This is a genomic window from Micromonospora coriariae, assembly GCF_900091455.1.
Classification (GTDB): Bacteria; Actinomycetota; Actinomycetes; order Mycobacteriales; family Micromonosporaceae; genus Micromonospora; species Micromonospora coriariae.
Window position 1 is genome coordinate 5,997,843 of the sequence record NZ_LT607412.1, and the last position, 22,188, is coordinate 6,020,030.

The following is a 22,188-nucleotide window of genomic DNA, read 5'->3' on the forward strand; positions in this document are numbered from 1 at the left end:
GCAGCGGTCCTAGTATTCGGTGCGTGGCGAGCGAGGCGGTGACTCCGCGGGCGGACCGCCGGCTGCGCCGGGCCCGCCAGGCGACCCTGCTGTCGCTGGCCACCGGCGTCTGGGCGAGCGTTCTGCTGCCCGCCGTCGGTCTGGCCCGGGACAGCGCCCCGGGCCGCGTCGCGCTCGGCGCGGTCGGCATCCTCGCCTTCGCGGCCGCCCAGACCGCCGTGCTGTACGCGGCGGTGACCCCGTGGCTCGACCAGCGCTGGCGGCGCCGCGCCCAGCTGGGCCTGGCGGGGGTGGCGGTGCTGACCGTTCCGCTGGTGGGGCCGGTGGCGGCGGGTGTCTGGCCGACCTGGGCCTGGTTGGGCGCCTCGCTGATCGGCATGGCGCCGTTGCTGGTGCGCCTGCCGGCCGTACTGGCGGTGATCGCCGGCACGCTCCTGGTGTCGGCGGGCGTGGCGTGGTGGACCGGCGGATCCGTCGGGCGGTACCTGATCGTGACCGGCGGAGTCGGAGTGACCATCGCGGCGGTCAACTGGTTCCAGGTGTGGTTCTGGGATCTGCTCGTGGAGGCCCGCCAGGGCCAGGCCGCCCAGGCCCGCCTGGCGGCTGCCGAGGAGCGGCTGCGCTTCGCCCGGGACGTGCACGACGTGCTGGGGCACAGCCTCACCGTTATCGCGTTGAAGGCCGAGCTCGCCGCCCGGCTCGCCCCGGTCGATCCGGAGCGGGCCGGCCGGGAGGCAACCGAGGTGCAGCGGCTCGCCGCGTCCGCGCTGACCGAGGTCCGCGAGACCGTGCACGGCTACCGCGCGGTCGACCTCGACGAACAATTGGCGGCCGTGGCGGGCGTACTGCGCTCCTGCGGGGTGCGCTGCACTGTGCTTCCGCCAGAGGTCGACCTGCCGCAGCCCGCCGCCACCGAGCTGGCGGCGGTGCTGCGCGAGGCGGGCACCAACGTGCTGCGGCACAGCCGGGCCGCCTGGTGCCGGATCCACATTCATCGGGAGGACGACGTGGTCAGGATGACGGTGGCCAACGACGGCGCCGACGACCGTGGACCGGACGCGCACAGCCACGGCCTGCGCGGGCTGGCCGACCGGCTCGCCGCTGCCGGGGGCGAGTTGCGGGTGCGCCGCGAGGACGCGGTGTTCACCCTGGAAGCCACCGTGCCGGTGACCCCGTGATCCGCGTCCTGCTCGCCGACGACGAGGACCTCATCCGGGTCGCGGTCGCCGCGCTCCTCGGCCTGGAGCCGGACATCGAGGTGGTGGCACAGGCAGCCGACGGGCCGACGGCGGTCACCGCGACACTGGCGCACCGCCCGGACGTGGCCGTCGTGGACCTGGAGATGCCCGGCCTGGACGGCATCGGAGTGGCCGCCGAGCTGGCCCGGGCCCGACCCGAGTGCGCGGTGGTCGTGCTGACCGGGCACGGGCGTCCGGGGCATCTGCGCCAGGCGCTGACCGCTGGCGCCCGAGGGTTCCTGCCCAAGGGCGCGCCGGGCGGCGCGCTGGCCGACGTGATCCGCCGGGTGCACGGCGGCGGCCGGTACGTCGACCCGTCGCTGGCCGCCGACGCGCTGACCCTGCCGCCGTGCCCGCTGACCCCTCGGGAGCTGGAGACGCTGCGGCTGGCCGAGTTCGGGGCCCCGGTCGCGGTGATCGCCCGCCGGGTGCACCTGTCCACCGGCACAGTGCGCAACCACCTCTCCGCCGCCGTGCAGAAGCTCGGCGCGGCCGACCGGGCCGATGCGGTGCGTACCGCCCGGGACAACGGCTGGCTCTGACCGGCCTACCCGCCGATGGTCTGCCGAGAGTGCGGCGTCGCCAGGTGGACCGTTTTGTCGCGAGCCGCCCGGGCCGGTGAGCGGGAGAGCTGCTCGACCGCGGGCGACCCTACTGTGCGTCCCGCTAGCGTGGACGGATGCGTACGGTCGAACTGGTCTGCTCGGCCGGATTGGACGCCGAGGTGCGGGCCGCCTGGGACCGGCTGGCTGCGGCCGGCCTGCCCAGCCTGGCCCGCAACACCCACCCGACCAACCGGCCGCATCTGACCCTCGCCGCCGTCGACGAGTTTCCGCCCGGGGTCGAGCACCGTCTGGCCGAGTTGTTCGACGGCGCACTGCCGGTGCCGGTCACGCTCGACCGCATCGTCGTCCTCGACGGCAGCGCGCCGCTGGTCTGGCTCGTCCGACCAACGCCGGCGCTGACCGCGCTGCACGCCGCCGCCTGGGACGTGCTCACCGACGCCGCCGGGCACCGGCCCTGGCACGCGCCGGGTGTGTGGGTGCCGCACCTGAGCGTGGCACTGCGGTTCCGCAACGCGGACCTGCGGCTGGCTCGGGCGGTCGCCGGCGGTCAGCGGCCGACGGGCGCGTTTGTCGCGGCCCGTAGCTACGACGCCGCGGACCGGTCGGTGACGCCGCTGACCCGTCAGCACATCTGATCGCCCGCGACCGTCCGATTCGCCAGGGGCATCGGGCCGTCATCAACGCAGGTGAGGCCTCAGTTGCTGCTCCCACCACCATCGCCGCCCCCGCCATCGCCGGCGCCATACAACTCGCCGTCGCCGCCACCACCGCCGCCCGCACCACCGCCGTAGCCGTGGCGGCCGTCGTTGAAGGGCAGATCGCCGCGGATGCCGGGTGGCTTGGGCCGTCTGCCCGGCCCTCCGAGGTGTTGCAGGCAGACCCGGTTGGCGACCGGGAAGCACTCGCCACGCCCTCCGCAGTCGGCCAGGTAGCGGTTGCCATCTTGGATGCGGAGCTCCTGGTCCACCCGGAACAGCAGGGGAAGACCGGTTGGGCCGCATTCCTCGTCGCGGCGGCCACAGCTCAGAGTGGCCAGCAGCCGAGGGTTGCGATTGACGGTGCCGGCGCTCGTCGCAGACCTCGGCTGGTGGTGCAGAAGGCGCCCGAACGCGGCGTCGCAGAAGGTGGCGTAGTCCCGCTTATGCAGGGTCAGCTCCTGCCACAGATCGTCCACGATCACCGACGGCATCGAAAGCTTCGCGTCGGAGTGGCGGACGACGAGCCGGAACCATTGGCGGGTCGCGGCTTCGACCAGGCGGATGTCGTCGCCGCTGAGATGGGGATGCTGATTCAGGAGACGCTGACGTCCGCTGGCAGGAAACTGCAGGTCGTCAACGGCGCGAAGCCGGGGAGGGGTGCTGTCGCTTCTGAGCCTCGTCCAGATCATGCGGCTACTTCTATCCGCCCGCGATGCGAGCGCTAGGGGCCGGACTTGCCACAGTGGCGTCGCGGCCCCTTCAGAGTACGTCCGCAGGCAAGCACGGCACTCGACGCCGACATCGCGCCGAGCCCCGGGGCCTCCGTCCACGCGACGGAGGCCCCGGGTATCTGTCCGTCGACCGCCTCAGCGGTAGAAGCGCAGGTAGTCGAACTCGGCGGTGACCGGCGGCTCGGCGCCGCCGTGCGCGACCAGGCCGATCCTCGGAGTGGTGTCGGCCGGGAAGGTCCAGACCGCACCCCACGTCCACCTCCGCCCGTCCCGGCTGGAGCCGGCCCGGAACTCGTGCTCTCCGGTGGTCGGGTCGACGTGGTGCGCCAGCCGCAGCCAGGTGGTGGTGGCCGGGGTGCCGACGATGCTGCCGCCGTACACCGGTTGGCCGGCGAAGGGCAGCTCGTAGCCGTACTCGACCTGCCGGGTGTTCCAGATCGCCACCTGGGCCAGTCGGGCGAACCGGTCGTCGTCCACGTACGCGACCAGCCCGGCCTGCTGGTAGTTGCGAACCGTCTCCTCGCCCAGGTCCAGCGTCACCTTGGTCTCCGCCACGTAGTCGGCGGGCGGCGCGTCACGCAGCAGCACCCCTGCGGTGTTGCCGGTGCCGGTCAGGTCGGCGGCCTGCACCGGCCAGCGCAGCGCGCCGCCGATGACGGTGGCCGCCGGGTCCTCGCGTACCCACCGCCAGTCGCCGTCGAGCCCGTCGCCGAACTCGTCGGAGTACGCCCGCAACGGCGCGCCGATCCGGGGCTCGGGGACGGCCCGCCGTGCCGGCTGGTAGAGCCGGGCCACGCCGACGTTGTCGAACACCGCCGGGCCGCCGCTGGCGGCCAGTCCGGGCCGACCGGCGACCGGACGGTTCAGCCGCAGCGACACCACGGCGAGCTGGTCACCGAGCCGGGCCGGGCTCAGCTCGGCGGTGAGGTGCCGGCCGCGTACCTCGACGGCCAGGTTGTGCCGGTCGGCCAGGTCGAGCCCGGCGGGCAGCGGCGTGGTGGCACGCCGGTCGCCGTCGCGGGCCACCAGCCGGCCGCCGGCCGCGTCCACCCGGACCTCGACCCGGTCGCCGAGGGTGATCCCGGCGGTGGTCGCGCCGGTCAGACGCAGGTCGGCCTCCGCCCGCACGTCGCCGCCGACTGTGGTACGGCTGATCAGCCCGCCACTGCCGGTGAGCTGGCCGTCGGCGACCCGCCACTCGCCGGCGCCACGTCGCCAGCCGGACAGCCCGGCGGCGTCGAACCGGTCGTCGACGCGGCCAGTGGTCACCGGCGCGGGCCGGTTGCCCTCGGACGGGCCGGCGCCGGCGTTCACCGTCGGCCAGCCGTCGATCCAGTCGAGCCGGTCCAGCAGCATCGGACGTTCGTTGATGCCGAACGGCTCGTCCAGGTACGGATCGTCGCGGCCGATGGCGTGGTAGACGATCCAGTCCTGACCGGACAGGTCAGTGAGGAATCCGTTGTGCCCGGTGCCGATCCACCGGTTGCCGTTCTGGGTGAGCACCGGCGTGCCGCCGGCCCGGGACGCGGTCAGCGAGACCCCGTCGCGGTCGGTGAACGGGCCGCGTGGGCTGCGCGCGCGTCCGACCTGGACGGAGTAGCCGGTGGCCGGGCCGGCGCAGCAGTTCGCGGTGGAGGCGAACAGGTAGTACCACCCGTCGTGGCGCAGCACGTAGCTGCCCTCGAACTTGTTGTCGATCGCCACCAGCGTCGGCGAGCCGACCGCGGTCAGCCCGTCCGGGCTCAGCTCGGTGACCGAGATGCCGCCGTAGTAACTGCCGTGGTAGAGGTAGCTGTGGCCGTCGACGTCGGTGAACTGGCTGGGGTCGATGGTCCACAGGTAGCCGCCACCACCGCCGGGACGCGGGGCGACAACCGGCTGGGCCGCGAAGGTCCACGGCCCGGTCGGGGTGGGGGCGGTCGCCGCGCCGATGGCGTAGTCGCTGCCCTCGGTGGAGACGGTGGTGTCGGTGACCGTCACGTACATGACCCACCGGTCGCCGAGGCGGCGCACGTCCGGCGCCCAGAATGCCGCGCCGGGCGCCGCGTACGGCGGGCGCTGGTCGGGGCCGAACGCGTCGCCGACGTACGTCCAGTCGACCAGGTCGGCCGAGCGGGCGGTGGGCACCCGGTGGAACTCGTGCTCGCCCTCGCGGAGCGGGTCGGTGGTGCCGTACGCGTACCAGAAGCCGTCGTCGCCGCGGACGATGACCGGGTCGGCGAAGGTGTCGCCGACGGCGGTCGAGACCGGGTTGCGGTAGCGGGACGGGCCGTCGGAGCCGGCTGCGGGAGTGGGTGCGGTCGCGGTCAGGATCAGACCGAGCGCGGCGGCGAGCGCGCCGCCACGGCGGAGATGTCGCATGTGGACCTGCCTCGGGGGAGGTTGGCGGTGCATCGACAGGGCGGTGTGTGCACCCGTTTCTACAACGATGGATACAACGTTGTAAAGGCCGCTGGCGCCGGACCCTGCCGGCCGGGACGCCCCTGGGCAGGGCGATGATGGGGCGATGAGCACTGTCACCGAGGGCCGGGGGATGACCGAGCTGGCCGCCCTGCTGGCCGACGGCACCCGGGCCGGCATCTGCCTCGCGCTGCTCGACGGCCGGGCCTGGACCGCCGGGGAGCTGGCCCGCCGGGCGGGAGTCGCGCCGTCGACGGCCAGCGACCACCTCACCCGGCTGGTCCGGGGTGGGTTGCTGGTCGAGGAGCGACAGGGCCGGCACCGCTACCTGCGGCTGGCCGGGCCGTCGGTGGCCCAGCTGATCGAGAGCCTGGCCGGGCACGCCCCGAGCCCACCCGCGCCGACGGGGTCGCTGCGGGCGTCCAACGCGAGTGCCGCGATGGCGTACGCCCGCACCTGCTACGACCACCTCGCCGGGCGGCTGGGCGTGCAGATGTACGACGCGCTGCTGGCCGACGGGCGACTGGACCGGGCCAGCGGGCTGACGCTGACGCCCGACGGGTGGGCGTGGGCGGCCGGGCTGGGCGTACCCGTGGACGTGCTGCGCGCCGCTCGGCGCCCGGTGGTGCGCGACTGCCTGGACTGGACCGAGCGCCGGCCGCACCTGGCCGGGGCGCTCGGCGCGGCGCTCTGCCGTCACTTCGCCGAGCTGGGCTGGACGACCCGGGGCGCCGGCCGCGCCGTCCGACTCACCCCGACCGGTCGATCCGCCCTGGCCGCGACCCTGAACATCCCCGAAGACGCCCTCGGCGCCACGCCGCCTGCGCCAACCACCGGCGGCCGCGCCTGACCCCTCACGGCTGAGTCAGCCGCACCATCCCGGCTCTGACGGCCCCCGCGAGCGTCCAGGCGGGCCCGGGAGTCAGGATCGAGCACGATCATGCCCGCGCGGCACGGCGAGGCGCGATTGTTCGGTGGGGGCCGAAGGGTTCGGGTTCTACGGTCGGGCGGTGACTGATGACTGGCCGGTTGTTCCGTCCGCTGCCGGAGTCCCGGCGTGCGGGCCTCCCAGGTTCGAGACCGACAGCGGATGGTGGGTGACCCGGCACGCCGACGTTCTGGCCGCGCTGACCGGGCCCGCCTTCCAGGTACCGCCCGTGGACGGCGGTCCGCCCGGCACCCTCGCCTGGCTGCGCGGCGCGGTCAGCCGGTTCAGCCCGGCCGAGCGGCACGCCGAGCGTCGCGCGATCGGGGTGTCCGCGCTGTCCGCGCTGGACCCGGACGAGCTACGGCAGGAGGCGGCCCGCCGGACCGCCGCCGCCCTGGACGATGCCGGTGACCACCTCGACGTGATGCGCGAACTGGCCAGGTCGGTGCCGCCGCGGGTGCTGGCCGGCCGGCTCGGCCTGACCGATCCGGTCGCCGCCGGTACGGCGGTCGCGGCCGTCGCCGCCGCGTACCACCCGGGGGTTGACCCGGCGCTGGTCCGGCGGGCCGACCGGGCGGTGGCCACACTGCTGGAGCTCTGCCCGCCCGCCCGGCCGGAGGTACGGGCGAACCTGATCGGCCTGCTGGTCCAGGCCTGCGACGCGACCGCCGGCCTGATCGGCGCCGCGGCTCATCACCTGCTCCCCACGCCCGCCCGCCGCGCGTCCGCCGTACCGTCCGGGAGGGCTGACCCGCTGGCCCGCGACGCGACGGCGGACCTGCTCGCGGAGGTCTTGCGGCTCGACCCGCCGGTGCGGGCCACCCGGCGGGTCACCGTCGCCGCGGTACGACTCGGCGGCCAGGACCTACCGCCGAACAGCCCCGTGCTGCTCCGGTTCGACGCCGCCAACCGTGACCCGGAGGCGTTCGCCGAGCCGTCCGCGTTCCGACCCGGCCGGCCCGAAGCCGGGCTGCTCACCTTCGGCGCGGGGGAGCGCGGCTGCCCCGGCGACCGGCACGCGCTGGCGCTCGCCACCGGGGTGCTCGACGTGCTGGGCGAGCGCTGCCTGCGCACCGACGCCGTGCTGTGCCACGAGCCGCACCCGACCCTGCGCGTTCCGACGATCCTGGAGGTGACCGTCCGATGACCGACCGCCGCGCGGCGTTCCACGCCCTGCACCACACCGACCGCCCCCTGCTGCTGCCGAACGCCTGGGACCACGCCTCGGCGGCGGCGCTCGCAGCCCGCGGCCATCCCGCCATGGGCACCACCAGCCTCGGGGTCGCCGCGACCGCCGGCCGCCCCGACGGCGTGGCCGCCACCGGCGGCGAGACCCTGGCCCTGACCCACCGGCTCGCCCGGCTGCCGGTGCTGCTCACCGTCGACGTGGAGGCCGGGTTCAGCGACGATCCGGCGGCGGTTGCCGGGTACGTGGCCGAACTGGCCGGGCTCGGCGCGGTCGGGATCAACCTGGAGGACGGACGCGCCGACGGCACCCTGGCCGACCCGGAGTGCATCGCCGACAAGATCGCGGCGGTGAAGGCTGCGGTGCCGGACCTGTTCGTCAACGCCCGCACCGACACCTGGTGGCTCGGGGTGGCCGACCCGCTGCCGCAGACCCTGGCCCGCGCCCGGGCCTACCGGGCCGCCGGCGCCGACGGGATCTTCGTCCCCGGCACCGTCGACCTGGCGACGCTGCGGATGCTGGCCGAACGGATCGACGCGCCGCTGAACGCGCTCTACCAGCCGGGCGGGCCCGGGCTGGACGAGCTGGGCCGGGCGGGGGTCGCCCGGGTCAGCACCGGCTCCCTGCTGTTCCGGGCCGCGCTGGCCGCCGCCGTCGCCACCGCCGACGCGGTCCGTTCCGGCGGGTTCACGGCGCCGCCGGGGCTGCCGTCGTACGCCGAGGTGCAGGGCCTGGTGCCCGCGGACGGCGACTGATGGTCGCCGCCGGCTTCGGCGGTGGTTCGTCACCCCGCGACACGCCTGCCGCGCCTCGGCCCCGCCGCTCCCTTCAGGGGTAGATAGGAGGATTGTTCGTCCTATTCCGGTCCGGCTGATTACGGTGTGTTCAGGGCGATCCACCCAGAGTCGTGACCGGAGAAGGGACCCCGTCATGCGCGTGCCCAGCCGTAGCCCGGGACAGCAGCCCCGTCCGCCCGTGTCGCCCACCGCCCCGGCTCGCCGCCGGCCCTCCGGCACCACCCCCGCCGCCTCCCCACCACCGCGCCGGACCTCAGCGCCTACCGGGCGGCCGTCGCCGACCTGCTGGTCGAGGTGGGTGCCCTGGCCGACGCGACCAGCACACGTGCCCGTCAGGTGCTCATCGACGAACGGCTGCGCGAGCCGGCGCTCGCCGCGGTGCTCGACGCAACCCCGCAGGGGCTGATCGGCGCGCGCGAGACGTTGTTGCTGGAGATGGCGCGCTACCAGCCGAACGAGCGCACCTCGGCGCGGGACCTCACAGCGCTGGTCCGGATCTACCTGCTCTCCCGCATCGACGTGCTGTGGTGGCAGGACGCCCCCACCTTCGTCACGGACGATCAGGTCAACGGCAGTGCCGACCTGGTCGACCTGGAGTGGCTGCGCCGCCGGGACCTGCTGCGCTTCCGCTACCAGGAGCAGCCCACCACCATGCTGGGCCGGGCCGCGCGGGGGCTGCGTCGCCGGCTGCGGCCGGACGCCACCCCGCGCACCGCCGGGCTCCTCTTCCGGCGCGCCCGGCGGGAGGTGGTCGCGCTGCTCAACGACATCGGGCGGGAGTTCGCGGCGACGGCGCCGCCGGCCACCCCGCCACTCTGGGTGACCAGCCTGGTCCGCAGTGCCGAGCACCAGTACCGGCTGCGCCGACTGGGCTACGCCGCGATGCTGCCCAGCGGGCACTGCCTCGGCTACTCGGTGGACGTCGAGGTGGCCTGGTACGAACGCTTCGGCGCGCGGGACGCGCTCGCGGAGCTGCTGCTGGCCCGCCAGGAGGCCGGCGAGCTCAACGTGATCGACGAGGGACAGGCCTGGCATCTCTGCCTCGCGCCCACCGCCCGGCGTCGCCTGCGCCGGGCGTACGAGACCGAGATGGGAGTCTGAGCCGGTGTGCGGCATCGCGTTGAGCATCGGCCCCGAGGCCGACCCGGCGACCTTCCGGAGGATGCTCGCCGTCCTGGCCTCCCGCGGCGAGGTCACCGAGACCCGCTCCGAGAGCGGGCTGCTCGCCGGCACGCGCCGACTGCGGGTGGTGGACCGGGACCGGGCCGTGCAGCCGTGGACCTCGACCGACGAGCGCTGGCTGCTCTGCTTCAACGGCGAGATCTTCAACCACCGGGAACTGCGCGCGCAGCTGACCCGGCTCGGGCGGGTGTTCCGCACCGAGAGCGACACCGAGGTGCTGCTCGCCGCGTTCGAGCAGTGGGGCGAGGCGGCGGTGACCCGGTTGCGCGGCGAGTACGCCTTCGTGGTCGTCGAACGCGGCACCGGCCGGGCGTACCTGGCCCGCGACCCGCTCGGCGTGAAGCCGCTGTACTGGTCCCGGCAGCCCGGGTGCCTGCACCTCGCCTCCGAGGTCAAGGCGCTGGTCGGGCACGGCGCGCCGATCGCCGAGGTGCCGCCGGGCCACCACGGCTGGGCGGACCCGGACGGCCACGTGCGGCTGCGACCGTACGTCGACCTGCTCACCCTCGGCGACGGGCTGCCGGTCGTCGACGACCCGGACGAGGCCGCCCTGCTCGTCCGTGCCGCGCTTACCGACGCGATCCGGATGCGGGTCGAGACCGACCTCACCGTCGGGGTGGTGCTCTCCGGCGGGTTGGACAGCTCGTTGACCCTGCGGCAGGTGCGGGACGTGCACCCGGACTGCGTGGCGGTGACGGTCGGCGTGCCGGACAGCCCGGACGTGGCGTACGCGCGGCGGTTCGCCGCCGACCTCGGCGTGCCGCACGAGGTGATCGAGCTGCGCCCGCGGGACATCCGGCTGACCGACGTACGCGAGGCCATCCGGATCTCCGAGCTGACCGAGTACGGCGACATCATCAACGCGGTGGTCTCGGTGCCGATCTTCCGGCGTCTGCGCGCCCTGGGCGTCAAGGTGGTGCTGACCGGCGACGGCTCCGACGAGCTGTTCGGTGGGTACCCCATGTACCACCAGGTCGAGGCTGCCGCGTCCCGTCGGCTGTTCCTGCACCGGATCCGCAACCTGTGCCGTACGGAGTTGCAGCGGGTCGACCGGGCGGCAATGGGGCACGGTGTCGAGGCGCGGGTGCCGTTCCTCGACCTGAGCGTCGTGGAGCTGGCGATGCGCCTGCCGCTGGGGCTGAAGCTGCGCGACGGGCAGGAGAAGTGGATCGTCCGGCGGGCGTTCGCCGACGTGCTGCCCGACTACATCCGGCAGCGGCCGAAGAACCCGATGTCCTACTCCACCGGGCTGCACGAACGGGTCCGGCTGTACAAGCCGCTCTTCGCCCGGCTGCACCGCTCGTTCGGCTACGACCTGCTCGAGCCGGTGCGCCGCGACTTCGACAGCGTGCTGAGCCGGTGCGGCAACGACCTGGACCGGGCCATCGCCGACGGGCTGACCCGCCCCGACTACACGGTGCTGGAGCACGCCCGCGACCTCGTCGGCGCGGCGAAGTGGAACGCCGCGCCGATGGTCCGCCGGCTGGTCGGCCCCCGGCCGCCCCGCCGGTCCCCGGTCGGCTGACCGTGTGCCCGGCACGCACACCGCACCGGGCCTGACGGGCCGGCGGGGAGCGCCAGGTCCGATCGCCGCCAGCACCCGCGCCGTCGCCGGGCCAGGCTGGACGCATGACGACCAGCACCGACTTCCGCGTCCGCGCAATGCCGGCCGGAACGCTCGACGTTGTCCGCCGTACCGGCCGGGATGCCGCTGACCGACCCGTCGAGGCGCTCCCGGCGGGCGGCGGGGAACCGCTGCGCTGCTGCCTGCGCGATGCCGAGGCGGGGGAGGAGCTGCTGCTCTTCGGCTATGCGCCGCCGGTCGCCGCGGGCCCGTACCGGGAGGTCGGCCCGGTCTTCGCGCACGCCGTCGCCTGCCCGGCCCCCGAGCCGACGGGCGGCCACCCGCCGGACTGGCGGGGGCGACCCCAGGTCCTGCGGGCGTACGACCGCCAGGGCCGGATCCACGGCGGTCGCCTGCACGACGGCACGGACCCGGAGGCGGTGATCGCCGAGCTGTTCGCCGACCCGGCCGTGCACCAGCTGCACAGCCGCAACGTGGTGTACGGCTGCTTCATGTTCGCGGTGGAGCGGGCGTGACGCGGCCCGCTGGACGAGGGCGGCGTGATCGGGCGCTCAGCTCGCCAACAGCAGCGCGCCGACCGCGGCGAGCGTGCCGGTGACCGCGAGCAGGGCGCTGGTCGGTCCGCGGGCGGCCGGGCAGTCGTCGCGGGATCAGGCGGCGGGCGAACCCGACAGACCGTACCGGCGCGGTGGACAACCGTCGATCGGTCCCATAGCGTCCAACGGATATGCGCAGGACCCTGCCGGCCGTCACGACGGCCCTGCTGCTCGCCCTCACCTCCTGCACGACGCCGAGGTCCGGAGGCCCACTGCTCACCGGGGCGCCGCCGGCGCCCGCGGCCACGCCGACCGCCTCCCGGCAGGACGCGGCCCAGGCCGCGCAGACCCTGGGCAGCCTGCGCCGGGTGGACGACCTGCCGCTGTACGAGATGACCTACGTCGGGGCGTACGACCCGACGGTGGGCACCGACGTCACCCCGCCCAGCCCGTTCGGCTGCTCGCTGTTCGTCGCCGCGGGCGACCCGGCCCGGCCCGTGTTCGCCCGCAACTTCGACTGGGACGCCAACCCGGCGCTCGTGCTGCGGACCGATCCGCCGGACGGCTACGCGGCCGTCTCGCTTGTCGACATCTCCTACCTCGGGGTCGGCCCGGACCCGGCCGGTGACCGGCGGCTGCTCAACGCCCCGCTGCTGCCCTTCGACGGGATGAACGAGCGGGGTCTCGCGGTGGGACTGGCCGCCGACGACGCCGCCACGGCCCGCCGCGACCCGGGCAAGCCCACCGTCGGCTCGGTACGGATCCTGCGGCTGGTGCTGGACCGGGCCGCCACGGTCGACGAGGCGATCGCCGTGTTCACCCGGCACAACCTCGACTTCGACGGCGGGCCGGCACTGCACTACCTGCTGGCCGACGCGACCGGAGCATCGGCGGTGATCGAGTTCGTCGATGGTGAGCTGCGGGTGGAGCGGGGCACGGGCGGCTGGCAGGCGCTGACCAACGTGCCGGTGGCCGGGGTTCCCGAACAGCGCCGCCGCGAGGACCGCCGGTACGGGCAGATCGCCGCCGCCCTGACCGAGGCCGGCGGGGCCCTGGACGCGGCCGCGGCGCACCGGGTGCTCGCCGCCGTCCGCCAGGGGCACACCCGCTGGTCGGTGACGTACGGCCTGCGCAGCGGCGAGATCCGGCTGGTCACCGCGACCGGCGGCGGTGAGCGGCGCTACCGGCTGCCGATGAGCTGAATCCCGTGCCGCGGGAACGTGGCAGGGCCCGGCCCCCGGGAAATCGGGGACCGGGCCCGGGGTCGTGCTCGGTGCCTACCAGCTCCGGTAGCTGGGCTGGGTCTGCACGTTGAGCTCCTTGTACTTGACCAGCTTGGCCGTCCAGGTGCGCCAGTCGTTCAACTCCAGGACGTCCAGGCCCTTAACCATGTCGTTGGAGTAGATGTGTCCGTTGTAGTAGTACGCGGACCAGGTGCCACCGCCGACGAACGTGTCGGCCGAGAGCGGACCGCGCTCCCAGAAGGCGATCTCCTTCGGGTTGGCCGAGTCGGTGAAGTCCCAGACCGAGATGCCACCCTGGTACCACGCCTGGACCATGATGTCCCGCCCGAGCACCGGGATCAGCGAGCCGTTGTGCGCCACGCAGTTCTCGGTGTCCGCGTTGTTGCGGGGGATCTTGTAGTAGCTGCGGAAGTGCATCGTCCGGGCGTCGCCGCGACCGGTGATGTCGTAGATGGCGTCCGCGCCCCGGTTCGGCCCGATGGCCTCGTTGCACGTCGCCGCGCCGCCGCCACCGAGCTCGTCGGTGAAGATCACCTTGGTGCCGGCGTTGTTGAACGTGGCCGAGTGCCAGAACGCGAAGTTGACAGTGTCCCGCACGCGGTTGATGACCCGGGGTACCTCCCGGTTGCGGATGTCGAGCAGGATGCCGTCACCCATGCACGCGCCGGCGGCCAGGTCCCTGGCCGGGTAGACGGTGATGTCGTGGCAGCCGGTCGTCGCCGACCCGGTGCCACTGCCCGGGAAACCACCGTCCGGGAAGAGGTTCGGAGCGGCGATCACCGAGGCGTCGGTCGGCTTCTTCACCGGCACCTTGATGATGGAGATCGAGTCGTGCGGCGGCTGGCAGTCCGGGAACTCGGCCCGCGGGCTGTACGACGAGACGTACAGGTAGACCGTCTTGCTGCTCTTGCCCGGCACCAGGGTGTGGGTGTGCGAGCCGCAGGCGGTCTCCACGGACTTGACGTACCGCGGGTTGGCCTTGTTCTTGATGTCGAAGATCTTGATGCCCTCCCAGGACTCCTTCACGTCCGCCCCCTGCGCTGTGCTGTTGCAGGAGTCGTCGCTGCGGGACGAGTCGGTGGAGAGGAAGAGCAGGTCACCGTGGACGGAGATGTCATTCTGCGACCCCGGGCAGAGCACCCGGGACACGACCTTCGGCGCGCTGGGCCGCGAGATGTCGTAGATGACGAAGCCGTTGTAGTTGCCGGCGAACGCGTACTTGCCCTGGAAGGCGATGTCGCTGTTGGTCGCGTCCAGGGGCGCGACCTTGGGCAGGTTGGCGATCTGGCGCAGGTTGGGGCTGCTCACGATCTCGTCGACGCCGGGAATGTCGTTCGCGGCGGCGGTCGTCGGAGCCGACTGCGACGCGACCTGAGCGTTGCTTGCCGGGGCGACGAGGACGCTGGCGACGAGCAGCCCGGTCGCGGCGAGGCCGACGATCCGGAGTTGTCGTAACCGTGGCATGTGGAGTCTGATCATCGGCGAGGCCCTTCGCAAGGGGGAGACGATGGTCGACACCTTACCGTCGGATGACGAGCATCGATGTGAGCTAGGTCACATCGAATGGTTCTCCTCAATGGATAACATCGCGATGACCTCGACCGCAGGGAGTGGCCCATGACCAGTCGGCGCGTACGGACCCTGGCGGTCGTCACACTGGCGCTCGTGCTGCCGCTGGTGGTTCTCGTTCTGGTCCGCGCGGGCGGAGACCCCGGGACGGGCGACGCGCAGCCGGTCTCCGCGCCCGCCACGTCGACACCGGCGGCCAGTCCCGTTCCGACGGACCTGACCGTCATCGTGCCCGGCCGTCCGGGCGAGTCGGCGAGCACCCGTCCCGCCCACGAGGTCCGCGACGCGGGCCCGGCCCCGCACAACTCGCTGGACGTCATGTTCGTGCGGATGATGATCCCGCACCACGCGCAGGCTCTGGAGATGGCGGAGCTCGCCCCCGACCGGGCAGCCGACCCGGACATCCGCGCCCTCGCCGAGCGGATCCGGGCCAGCCAGGGGCCGGAGATGGGCATGATGCGCGGCTGGCTGCAGACCCGTGGCCTCTCGCCCGAGGCGCCGGGGCACGACCACGGCACCATGCGGGGTATGCAGTCGCCCGAGGCGATGCGGCAGTTGGCCGCAGCTCGCGGCGCCGACTTCGACCGGCTCTTCGTCCGGATGATGACCGAACACCACCAGGGCGCCATCGCGATGGCGACCGATCTGCTCACGGTCGGCTCCGACCTGACGCTCAGCGAGTTCGCCAACTCGGTCGCCACCGAGCAGACCGTCGAGATCGACCGCATGCGCGAGGTCCTCGGCCACTGAGCCGGCCCGCCCGGCAGCTCCAGCCCGGCTCGCACGGCGCCCCGAGACGCGGCAGCTCGACAGGGACGGCGGAGGGCATCGGACACCCGGCACGTACGCTGGGTGACCGTGAGACGCACGATGTTCGGTCGCCCGCTGCGCGGCGTCGCCTTCGACGTGGCCGTCTCCGGCCTGGTGGTGCTCTTCGGCCTGGCCGGGGCGGCGAACCAGCCGGGCGGCTGGGCCGCCACCCTGGTCGGCGTGGGGATGGCGGTGGCCCTGCTGTTCCGCCGCTCGCATCCGGGCGCGGTGACCGTGGCGGTCGCGGTGCTCGCCCTGGTCCAGGTGATCGCCCAGTGGGGTCCGCTCGCCTACGACGTCGCCGTCCTGATCGCGCTCTACAGCGTGGTGAAGTACGGCGAGCGGCTGCGCGGCGGGGTGCTCGCGGGCGCCGTCGCCGCCGTGGGCGTGCTGCTCGCCGCCGCGCAGACCGAGAGCGTCAACTGGTGGGTGACCGCGCTGTGGTACGCGCTGGTCACCGGCGCCGTCTGGCTGGTGGCGCTGAACGTGCGGACCCGCCGCCTCTACGTGCTCAGCCTGGAGGAGCGGGCCACCACCCTGGAACGCGAGCGGGAAGCCGAGTCCCGGGCGGCCGTCGCCGAGGAGCGCACGCGGATCGCCCGCGAGTTGCACGACGTGGTGGCGCACAGCATGGCGGTGATGATCGTCCAGGCCGACGGCGCGCGGTTCATGCTGGACCGCGACCCCGAGCAGGCGCGTACCGCCGTCAAGGTCGTCGCCGACACCGGCCGGCAGGCGCTGGAGGAGATGCGCCGGCTGGTCGGCGTCCTGCGGGACGCCGGCCCGACCGGCGCGGGCGGCCCGGACGCGCCCGTGGCGGCCGTCGACCCGGAACACCGCCGCCTCGCCCTGGCCGAGCTGCCCGACCTGCTGGCCCGGTTCCGCGACGCCGGGCTGCTCATCCGGCACACCGTCGACGGCGAGCCGCCGCCGCTCCCACCCGGGTTGGAGTTGACCATCTACCGCGTGGTGCAGGAGGCGCTGACCAACGCGCTCAAGCACGCCGGGGTCGGCGCCGGTGTCGAGCTGACCCTCGCGTACGGCGCCGATGCCGTCGTGGTCCGGGTGGTCGACGACGGCCGGGGCCGGCCGGTGGTAAGCCCGGCGCCGTCCGGCGGTCACGGTCTGCTCGGCATGCGTGAGCGGTTGACGGTGTACGACGGCAGCCTCACCGCCGGCGCCCGGCTGGCCGGGGGCTGGCAGCTCGAAGTACGGCTGCCGCTACCGTCGGAGCCCGCAACGGAGGTGATCGCGGCATGACGGTCCGGGTGGTGATCGTGGACGACCAGGCGCTGGTGCGCGCCGGGTTCCGGATGGTGCTGGACTCCCAGCCCGACCTGGAGGTGGTGGGGGAGGCGATCGACGGCGCGGACGCCCTGCGGGTGCTCGCCCGCACCGAGGCCGACGTGGTGGTGATGGACATCCGGATGCCGACCATGGACGGGGTGGAGGCGACCCGGCGGCTCTGCGCGGACCGGCCCGCCGGCCCTCCCCGGGTGCTCGTGCTGACCACCTTCGACACCGAGGCGGACGCGTTCGCCGCGTTGCAGGCCGGGGCGAGCGGCTTCCTGCTCAAGAACGTCCCGCCGGAGGAGCTGCTGGCCGCGATCCGGGTGGTCGCCGAGGGCGACTCGGTGGTCGCGCCGTCGATCACGCGGCGGCTGCTGGACCGGTTCGCCGGCCAGCTCGGCGCCGGCCCGACGGGCGACCCTCGGCTGGCGCAGCTCACCGAGCGGGAGCGGGAGGTGCTGCTGCTGGTCGCGCAGGGCCTGTCCAACGCGGAGATCGCCGCCCGGGTGCACGTGGCCGAAGCGACGGTGAAGACCCACGTCGGGCGGATCCTGGCCAAGCTCCAGTTGCGCGACCGGGTCCAGGCGGTGGTGCTGGCGTACGAGAGCGGGCTGGTCACGCCCGGCGGATGACCGGGCGTACGACCCAGGTCGTACGCCGGTGGTGGGCGCACCGCGACCCGGGACGCACACAGGTCGAGCGCTCAGGTGGAGATCGACTGACCCGCTTCGGCCATAGCGTCGGAGGGGTCCGATCCGCACCCTGACCGGGAGCCCAGATGTCCCTCGCACCTCCCACCCACGCCGGCAACGGCGTCGCGGTCACCGCTCGTGGCCTGGAAAAACGGTACGGCAGTGGTCCCGCCGCGGTCGTCGCGCTCGATGGCGTGGACCTCGATGTCGCCGCCGGCCGGTTCACCGCCATCATGGGTCCGTCCGGCTCCGGAAAGTCGACGCTGATGCACTGCCTGGCAGGGCTGGACCGGCCGAGCGCCGGCTCGGTCGGCATCGGTGCGGCCGACCTCGGCCGGCTCGACGACCGGCGACTCACCCTGCTGCGCCGTGACCGGGTCGGCTTCGTCTTCCAGAAGTTCAACCTGCTGCCGGCCCTGACCGCCGAGGAGAACATCGTGCTGCCGCTGGCCATCGCCGGCCGGCGGCCCGACCCGGCCTGGCTGCGCCAGGTGGTGGCGGCCGTGGGGCTGGCCGACCGTCTGCGGCACCGACCCGCGGAACTCTCCGGTGGCCAGCAGCAGCGGGTCGCGGTGGCCCGCGCCCTGATCACCAAGCCGTGGGTGATCTTCGCCGACGAGCCGACCGGGAACCTGGACTCCCGCTCCGGGGCGGAGGTGCTGCGGCTGCTGCGGGAGGCCGTCGACACCCTGGGCCAGACCGTGATCATGGTGACCCACGACCCGGTGGCCGCCGGGCACGCCGACCGGGCGGTCTTCCTGGCCGACGGGCGGCTGGTCGGCGACCTCGCCACGCCCACCGCCGAGCAGGTGCTGGACACCCTCGCCGGTCTCGACCCGGCACGCCCCCGCGCCGGCACGGGGGCGGTGCCGCGATGATCCGTCTGACCCTGCGTTCACTTCGCGCCGAAGCCCTGCGCATGCTGCTCTCCGCGCTGGCCGTCGTGCTCGGTGTCGCGTTCATCGCCGGCACCCTGATTTTGGTCGACGGGATGCGTGCCGGGGCGTACGACCGGGCCGGCGCCTTCGACCGGCACACCGACCTGGGCGTCTACCCGACCGGCGACCGGCCGCTGCCCGCCGGCCTGGTCGACCGGGTCCGGACGGTGGACGGGGTGGCCGCCGCCGCCGGCGAGCTGACCGGCACCGGCGGGGTCATCGGCACCGACGGTCGGCCGGTACTCGGCTACGCCGTGCTCGCCGCCATCCCCACCGAGGACGCCCTGCGCTCGTACGACGTGGTCGCCGGCCGGCTGCCCGACCGTGCCGGTGAGGTGGTGCTCGACGCGCCAACGGTCGCCGAGGAGGGCTTCACCCTCGGCGCCCCGGTCCGGATCGGCGGCACCGGGGGCGCGGCCCGCCCGTACACCCTGGTCGGCACCGTCGACGTGGCCGGCACCGTACGCGACATCGGTGGTCCGTTCATCGGCCTGGTCGGGCCGGACGCGCTCGCGGTCACCGGCGAGCGCGGGTACGGCCGGATCATGGTGGCGGCCCGGCCGGGAGCCTCCGCCACGGCGGTGGCCGATCGGGTACGCACCGTCGTGGGCGACGACACCAGCGTGAAGAGCCGACCACAGATCCTCGACGAGGCCGTCGACGACGCGGTCCGCAGCCTGAACGCGTTCACCATGTTGCTGATGATCTTCGTGGGCGTCGCCGTGGTGGTGGCCGGCTTCGTCATCGCCAACACCTTCGCGATCGTGCTGGCGCAACGCACCCGGCGGACCGCGCTGCTCCGGCTGATCGGCGCCACCCGGGGCCAGGTCTTCAGGTCCACCCTGCTGGAGTCGGCAGTGGTCGGGATGGTGGCCTCCGCGCTCGGGGTACTGCTCGGGTTGGGCCTCGCCGGCGGGATGCGGCTGCTGATGTCCCGGCTGGACGTGCCGGCCACCGGCGGGATCACAGTGACCGGTTCGACCGTGCTGACCAGCCTGCTGCTCGGCACCGTGCTCACCGTCGGCGCCGCGCTGCTGCCCGCCTGGCGGGGCACCCGGGTCGCCCCGGTGGCCGCGCTCACCGACGCCGCGGTGCAGCCCAGCCGGGGCGCCGGTCCGCTCCGGCTGACTCTCGGCGCGGTGGTGCTGGCCACCGGTGTCGCCGCGCTCGCCGGCGCCGCCAGCGCCGGTCAGCTGCTGCTGGTGGCCGTCGGCGGCGTGCTGGCCTTCTTCGGGATCGTGCTCTTCGGGCCGGTGCTCGTTCCGGCGCTGGTCCGAACCTTCGGTTGGCCGGCGCACCGCCTGGCCGGGGCGACCGCCGGGCTGGCGGTGGCCAACGCGGTCCGCAACCCACGCAGGGTCGCCGCGACCGCCACCGCCCTGGTGATCGGGATCGGACTGGTGTCGGCGTTCGTGGTCGGCGCGCACAGCACCAAGGACGGCATCGAGCGCAGCGTCGACGCGCAGATCGGAACCGACTTCGTGGTCACCGGCATCGGCCAGGACCTGCCCGCCCCGCTCGCCGGTGAGCTGGCGGCCCGTCCCGAGTTGGGCGTCGTGCACGAGCAACGCAGCACGGTCACCGCCGGCGTCGAGGTCCGCGCCGCCCACCCGGCGCTGGTCGGCCGCACGTTGACCGGGGTGCTCGCCGGCGACGTCGGTCGGCTCGGACCCGGGCAGGTGCTGGTGCACCGCGAGCTGGCGCAGGCGCGCGGCTGGCAGGTCGGCTCCCCGGTCACCGTGCGCGGGCGACCGTTCCGGGTGGCCGCGGTGGTCACCGACGACACCTCCGCCAGCGGCGCGCCCGCCGGTCACATAATCGACATGGCCGACGCGGACTTCGCCGCGATCTTCCCCGACCAGCGGGCCTTCCTCGCCGAGATCGATCCCGCCGCCGGGGTGGACGTCGAGCGGGCCCGGGACGCGATCGAGGCGGTGCTGGGCCGCTACCCGACGGTGAACCTGTTGGACCAGGGCGCCTACAAGAAGATGCTCACCGGCACGGTGGACATGGTGCTGGCCCTCGTCACCGCGCTGCTCGGCCTGGCCGTGGTGATCGCCCTGGTCGGTGTGGCGAACACGCTGAGTCTCTCGGTGGTGGAGCGCACCCGGGAGAACGCGGTGCTGCGGGCGGTCGGGCTCACCCGGGGCCGGATGCGGGCCATGCTCGCCGTGGAGGCGGTGCTGATGGCGCTGGTCGGCGCGGTGCTCGGAATCGGGTTGGGCACCGGGGTCAGCGCCTCCGCGATGGCCCTGCTGGCCCGCCTGGGCGGGGAGTTCCACGTGGTGCTGCCGATCGGGCAGCTCGGGCTCATCCTCGGCGTCGCGGTGCTGGCCGCCCTGCTCGCCTCGGTGCTGCCGGCCCGCCGGGCGCTGTCCCGGCCGGTCGTCGAGGCGCTCGACGACCAGTGACCGGCGGCGACGCGGACGGACATCCGCCGGCCGGCCCCGCCGTCTTCCCCGGCGGCGGGACCGGCCAGCGGTGCCGGGTCTACAGGCGCTCGACCATCGGGCCGGCGCACCGGTTGCGGGAGTCGAAGACGTAACGGGCGTGCCGGACCACCAGGTCGTAGTCGAAGCAGTCGTGGTCGGTGACCACGACCACGCCGTCCGACGCGCGCACCTCGTGCTCGGTCAGCCCGACCACTGTCACCCCGGCGGGGATATGGTGCGCCTCGGCATACGGCTCGACCGCGTGGACCTCGGCGCCGAGGGCCTGCAGCCGCCGGGCCACGTCGACCGCGGGGGAGTCCCGCATGTCGCCGGTGTTCTTCTTGTACGCCAGCCCGAGCAGCAGCAGCCGGGCGCCGCTGACCGCCCGGCCGCCCCGGTTCAGCCCTGCCATGATCCGCTGGGCGACGTGCTCGGGCATCTCGTGGTTGACGTCGTTGGCCAGCTCGATGAACCGGAACTGCCGACCGAGGCGACGCTTGACCTGCCACGACAGGTAGCACGGGTCGATTGGCAGGCAGTGCCCGCCGACGCCGGGGCCGGGCCGGAACGGCATGAAGCCGAACGGCTTGGTCTCCGCCGCGTCGATCGCCTGCCAGACGTCGATGTCCAGATGGTGCGAGAGCATCGTCAGCTCGTTGATCAGCGCGATGTTGACCTGGCGGAAGGTGTTCTCGATCAGCTTGGTCAGCTCGGCGACCCGGGTGGAGTCCACAGGCACTGTGCGCTCCACGAGGCGTCGGTAGAAGCCGTCCACCCGGTCCAGCGACGTCTGGTCCACCCCGGAGACCACCTTGGGAGTGTTCTCCAGTCGCCACGTCGGGTTGCCCGGGTCGATCCGCTCAGGGCTGTAGCCGAGGTGGAAGTCGCCCGGGCTGTGCAGCCCGCTGGCCGACTCCAGCAGGGGTCGCAGCAGCTCCTCGGTGGTGCCCGGATAGGTGGTGGACTCCAGGATCACGGTGCTGCCCGGCCGCACGTACGGGCCGATGCCGATGCCGGCCTGCTCGACGAAGCTCAGGTCGGGCGTGCCGTCCCGCAGCGGGGTGGGCACGGTGATGACGCAGATGTCGAAGCCTTCGGCGTCGGTGTACTCGGTGCTCGGGTGGTACCGGCCGCTGCCCAGCGCCCGGCCCAGACGGTCGGTCGGGATGTCCTCGACGAACGACTCGCCGGAGGCGAGCCGCTTCACCCGGTCGGCGTCGACGTCGAGGCCGACCACGTCCAGACCCGCCTCGACGGCGCGCATGGCCAACGGCAGTCCGACGTACCCCTGGCCGATCACGACCAACTTCTCAGCGCTCACCCGGGCTCCTGCGGCAGATGGTGGAAATGACCTGCTGAGAGCCTA

Annotated in this window: 18 protein-coding genes and 1 pseudogene; 15 read left to right on the forward strand and 4 right to left on the reverse strand. The window is 73.9% G+C overall.

Translation table 11 applies throughout. From position 1 onward, the window contains the following. The first annotated feature begins 23 nt into the window (after nucleotides 1–23). The 3 genes from GA0070607_RS27795 to GA0070607_RS27805 all read left to right on the forward strand — a co-directional run bounded on the left by GA0070607_RS27795 (nucleotide 24) and on the right by GA0070607_RS27805 (nucleotide 2,439). On the forward strand, nucleotides 24–1,178 hold the full coding sequence (locus GA0070607_RS27795; RefSeq protein WP_089020832.1) for a sensor histidine kinase: 1,155 nt from the start codon (nucleotides 24–26) through the stop codon (nucleotides 1,176–1,178). After that, nucleotides 1,175–1,780, forward strand: coding sequence for a response regulator transcription factor (locus tag GA0070607_RS27800; protein WP_089020833.1), 606 nt, complete (start codon nucleotides 1,175–1,177; stop codon nucleotides 1,778–1,780). The genes GA0070607_RS27795 and GA0070607_RS27800 overlap by 4 nt, the downstream gene beginning before the upstream one ends. Before the next feature lie 137 nt (nucleotides 1,781–1,917). Then, nucleotides 1,918–2,439, forward strand: a complete 522-nt coding sequence (locus GA0070607_RS27805; RefSeq protein WP_089020834.1) for a 2'-5' RNA ligase family protein — start codon at nucleotides 1,918–1,920, stop codon at nucleotides 2,437–2,439. A gap of 59 nt (nucleotides 2,440–2,498) precedes the next feature. Here the strand turns inward: GA0070607_RS27805 and GA0070607_RS32855 are convergent, their stop codons facing one another. Then, nucleotides 2,499–3,191 carry a glycine-rich domain-containing protein gene (locus GA0070607_RS32855; RefSeq protein WP_172899117.1) on the reverse strand — a complete coding sequence of 231 codons (693 nt, stop codon included), beginning with the start codon at nucleotides 3,189–3,191 and terminating at the stop codon, nucleotides 2,499–2,501. Nucleotides 3,192–3,368: 177 nt separating this feature from the next. Beyond that, nucleotides 3,369–5,594, reverse strand: a complete 2,226-nt coding sequence (locus GA0070607_RS27815) for a family 43 glycosylhydrolase (RefSeq protein WP_089020836.1) — start codon at nucleotides 5,592–5,594, stop codon at nucleotides 3,369–3,371. A 145-nt stretch (nucleotides 5,595–5,739) separates the two neighbouring features. On the opposite strand from GA0070607_RS27815, the gene GA0070607_RS27820 reads away from it, so the two are divergent. The 7 genes and pseudogenes from GA0070607_RS27820 (at nucleotide 5,740) to GA0070607_RS27850 (ending at nucleotide 13,049) form a co-directional block, all read left to right on the forward strand. Then, complete coding sequence (locus tag GA0070607_RS27820) at nucleotides 5,740–6,483, forward strand: ArsR/SmtB family transcription factor (protein WP_089020837.1); 744 nt, start codon at nucleotides 5,740–5,742, stop codon at nucleotides 6,481–6,483. Nucleotides 6,484–6,730: 247 nt separating this feature from the next. Continuing rightward, nucleotides 6,731–7,708: a cytochrome P450 gene (locus GA0070607_RS27825; RefSeq protein ID WP_231930434.1), complete on the forward strand. Its 978-nt coding sequence runs from the start codon at nucleotides 6,731–6,733 to the stop codon at nucleotides 7,706–7,708. Next, the gene (locus GA0070607_RS27830; RefSeq protein ID WP_089020839.1) at nucleotides 7,705–8,502 is read left to right on the forward strand and encodes an isocitrate lyase/PEP mutase family protein; all 798 of its coding nucleotides are present in this window, start codon (nucleotides 7,705–7,707) and stop codon (nucleotides 8,500–8,502) included. The genes GA0070607_RS27825 and GA0070607_RS27830 overlap by 4 nt, the downstream gene beginning before the upstream one ends. Before the next feature lie 175 nt (nucleotides 8,503–8,677). Beyond that, nucleotides 8,678–9,645 (forward strand): annotated as a pseudogene (locus GA0070607_RS27835) (DUF5715 family protein). Between the two features lie 4 nt (nucleotides 9,646–9,649). Continuing rightward, nucleotides 9,650–11,251: an asparagine synthetase B family protein gene (locus GA0070607_RS27840; RefSeq protein WP_089020840.1), complete on the forward strand. Its 1,602-nt coding sequence runs from the start codon at nucleotides 9,650–9,652 to the stop codon at nucleotides 11,249–11,251. A 104-nt stretch (nucleotides 11,252–11,355) separates the two neighbouring features. Continuing rightward, nucleotides 11,356–11,826: a DUF1203 domain-containing protein gene (locus tag GA0070607_RS27845; protein WP_089020841.1), complete on the forward strand. Its 471-nt coding sequence runs from the start codon at nucleotides 11,356–11,358 to the stop codon at nucleotides 11,824–11,826. Nucleotides 11,827–12,038: 212 nt separating this feature from the next. Then, nucleotides 12,039–13,049 carry a linear amide C-N hydrolase gene (locus GA0070607_RS27850; RefSeq protein ID WP_089020842.1) on the forward strand — a complete coding sequence of 337 codons (1,011 nt, stop codon included), beginning with the start codon at nucleotides 12,039–12,041 and terminating at the stop codon, nucleotides 13,047–13,049. Nucleotides 13,050–13,124: 75 nt separating this feature from the next. Here GA0070607_RS27850 and GA0070607_RS27855 read toward each other — a convergent pair whose 3' ends face one another. Continuing rightward, on the reverse strand, nucleotides 13,125–14,570 hold the full coding sequence (locus GA0070607_RS27855) for an LVIVD repeat-containing protein (protein ID WP_089020843.1): 1,446 nt from the start codon (nucleotides 14,568–14,570) through the stop codon (nucleotides 13,125–13,127). Between the two features lie 138 nt (nucleotides 14,571–14,708). Between GA0070607_RS27855 and GA0070607_RS27860 the strand changes: the two genes are divergently transcribed. From GA0070607_RS27860 to GA0070607_RS27880, 5 genes are all read left to right on the forward strand, one after another. Further along, a complete protein-coding gene (locus GA0070607_RS27860) occupies nucleotides 14,709–15,410 on the forward strand; it encodes a DUF305 domain-containing protein (RefSeq protein WP_089020844.1) in 702 nt (233 codons plus the stop codon). Between the two features lie 102 nt (nucleotides 15,411–15,512). Next, a complete protein-coding gene (locus GA0070607_RS27865) occupies nucleotides 15,513–16,730 on the forward strand; it encodes a sensor histidine kinase (protein WP_089020845.1) in 1,218 nt (405 codons plus the stop codon). Then, nucleotides 16,727–17,392 carry a response regulator gene (locus GA0070607_RS27870; protein ID WP_089020846.1) on the forward strand — a complete coding sequence of 222 codons (666 nt, stop codon included), beginning with the start codon at nucleotides 16,727–16,729 and terminating at the stop codon, nucleotides 17,390–17,392. Before GA0070607_RS27865 ends, GA0070607_RS27870 begins: the two co-directional genes overlap by 4 nt. A gap of 146 nt (nucleotides 17,393–17,538) precedes the next feature. Further along, nucleotides 17,539–18,330: an ABC transporter ATP-binding protein gene (locus GA0070607_RS27875; RefSeq protein ID WP_089020847.1), complete on the forward strand. Its 792-nt coding sequence runs from the start codon at nucleotides 17,539–17,541 to the stop codon at nucleotides 18,328–18,330. Beyond that, nucleotides 18,327–20,801, forward strand: a complete 2,475-nt coding sequence (locus tag GA0070607_RS27880) for an ABC transporter permease (RefSeq protein ID WP_089020848.1) — start codon at nucleotides 18,327–18,329, stop codon at nucleotides 20,799–20,801. Before GA0070607_RS27875 ends, GA0070607_RS27880 begins: the two co-directional genes overlap by 4 nt. Before the next feature lie 79 nt (nucleotides 20,802–20,880). On the opposite strand, the gene GA0070607_RS27885 is transcribed toward GA0070607_RS27880, so the two are convergent. Continuing rightward, nucleotides 20,881–22,143, reverse strand: a complete 1,263-nt coding sequence (locus GA0070607_RS27885; RefSeq protein ID WP_089020849.1) for a nucleotide sugar dehydrogenase — start codon at nucleotides 22,141–22,143, stop codon at nucleotides 20,881–20,883. Nucleotides 22,144–22,188: the final 45 nt, after the last annotated feature.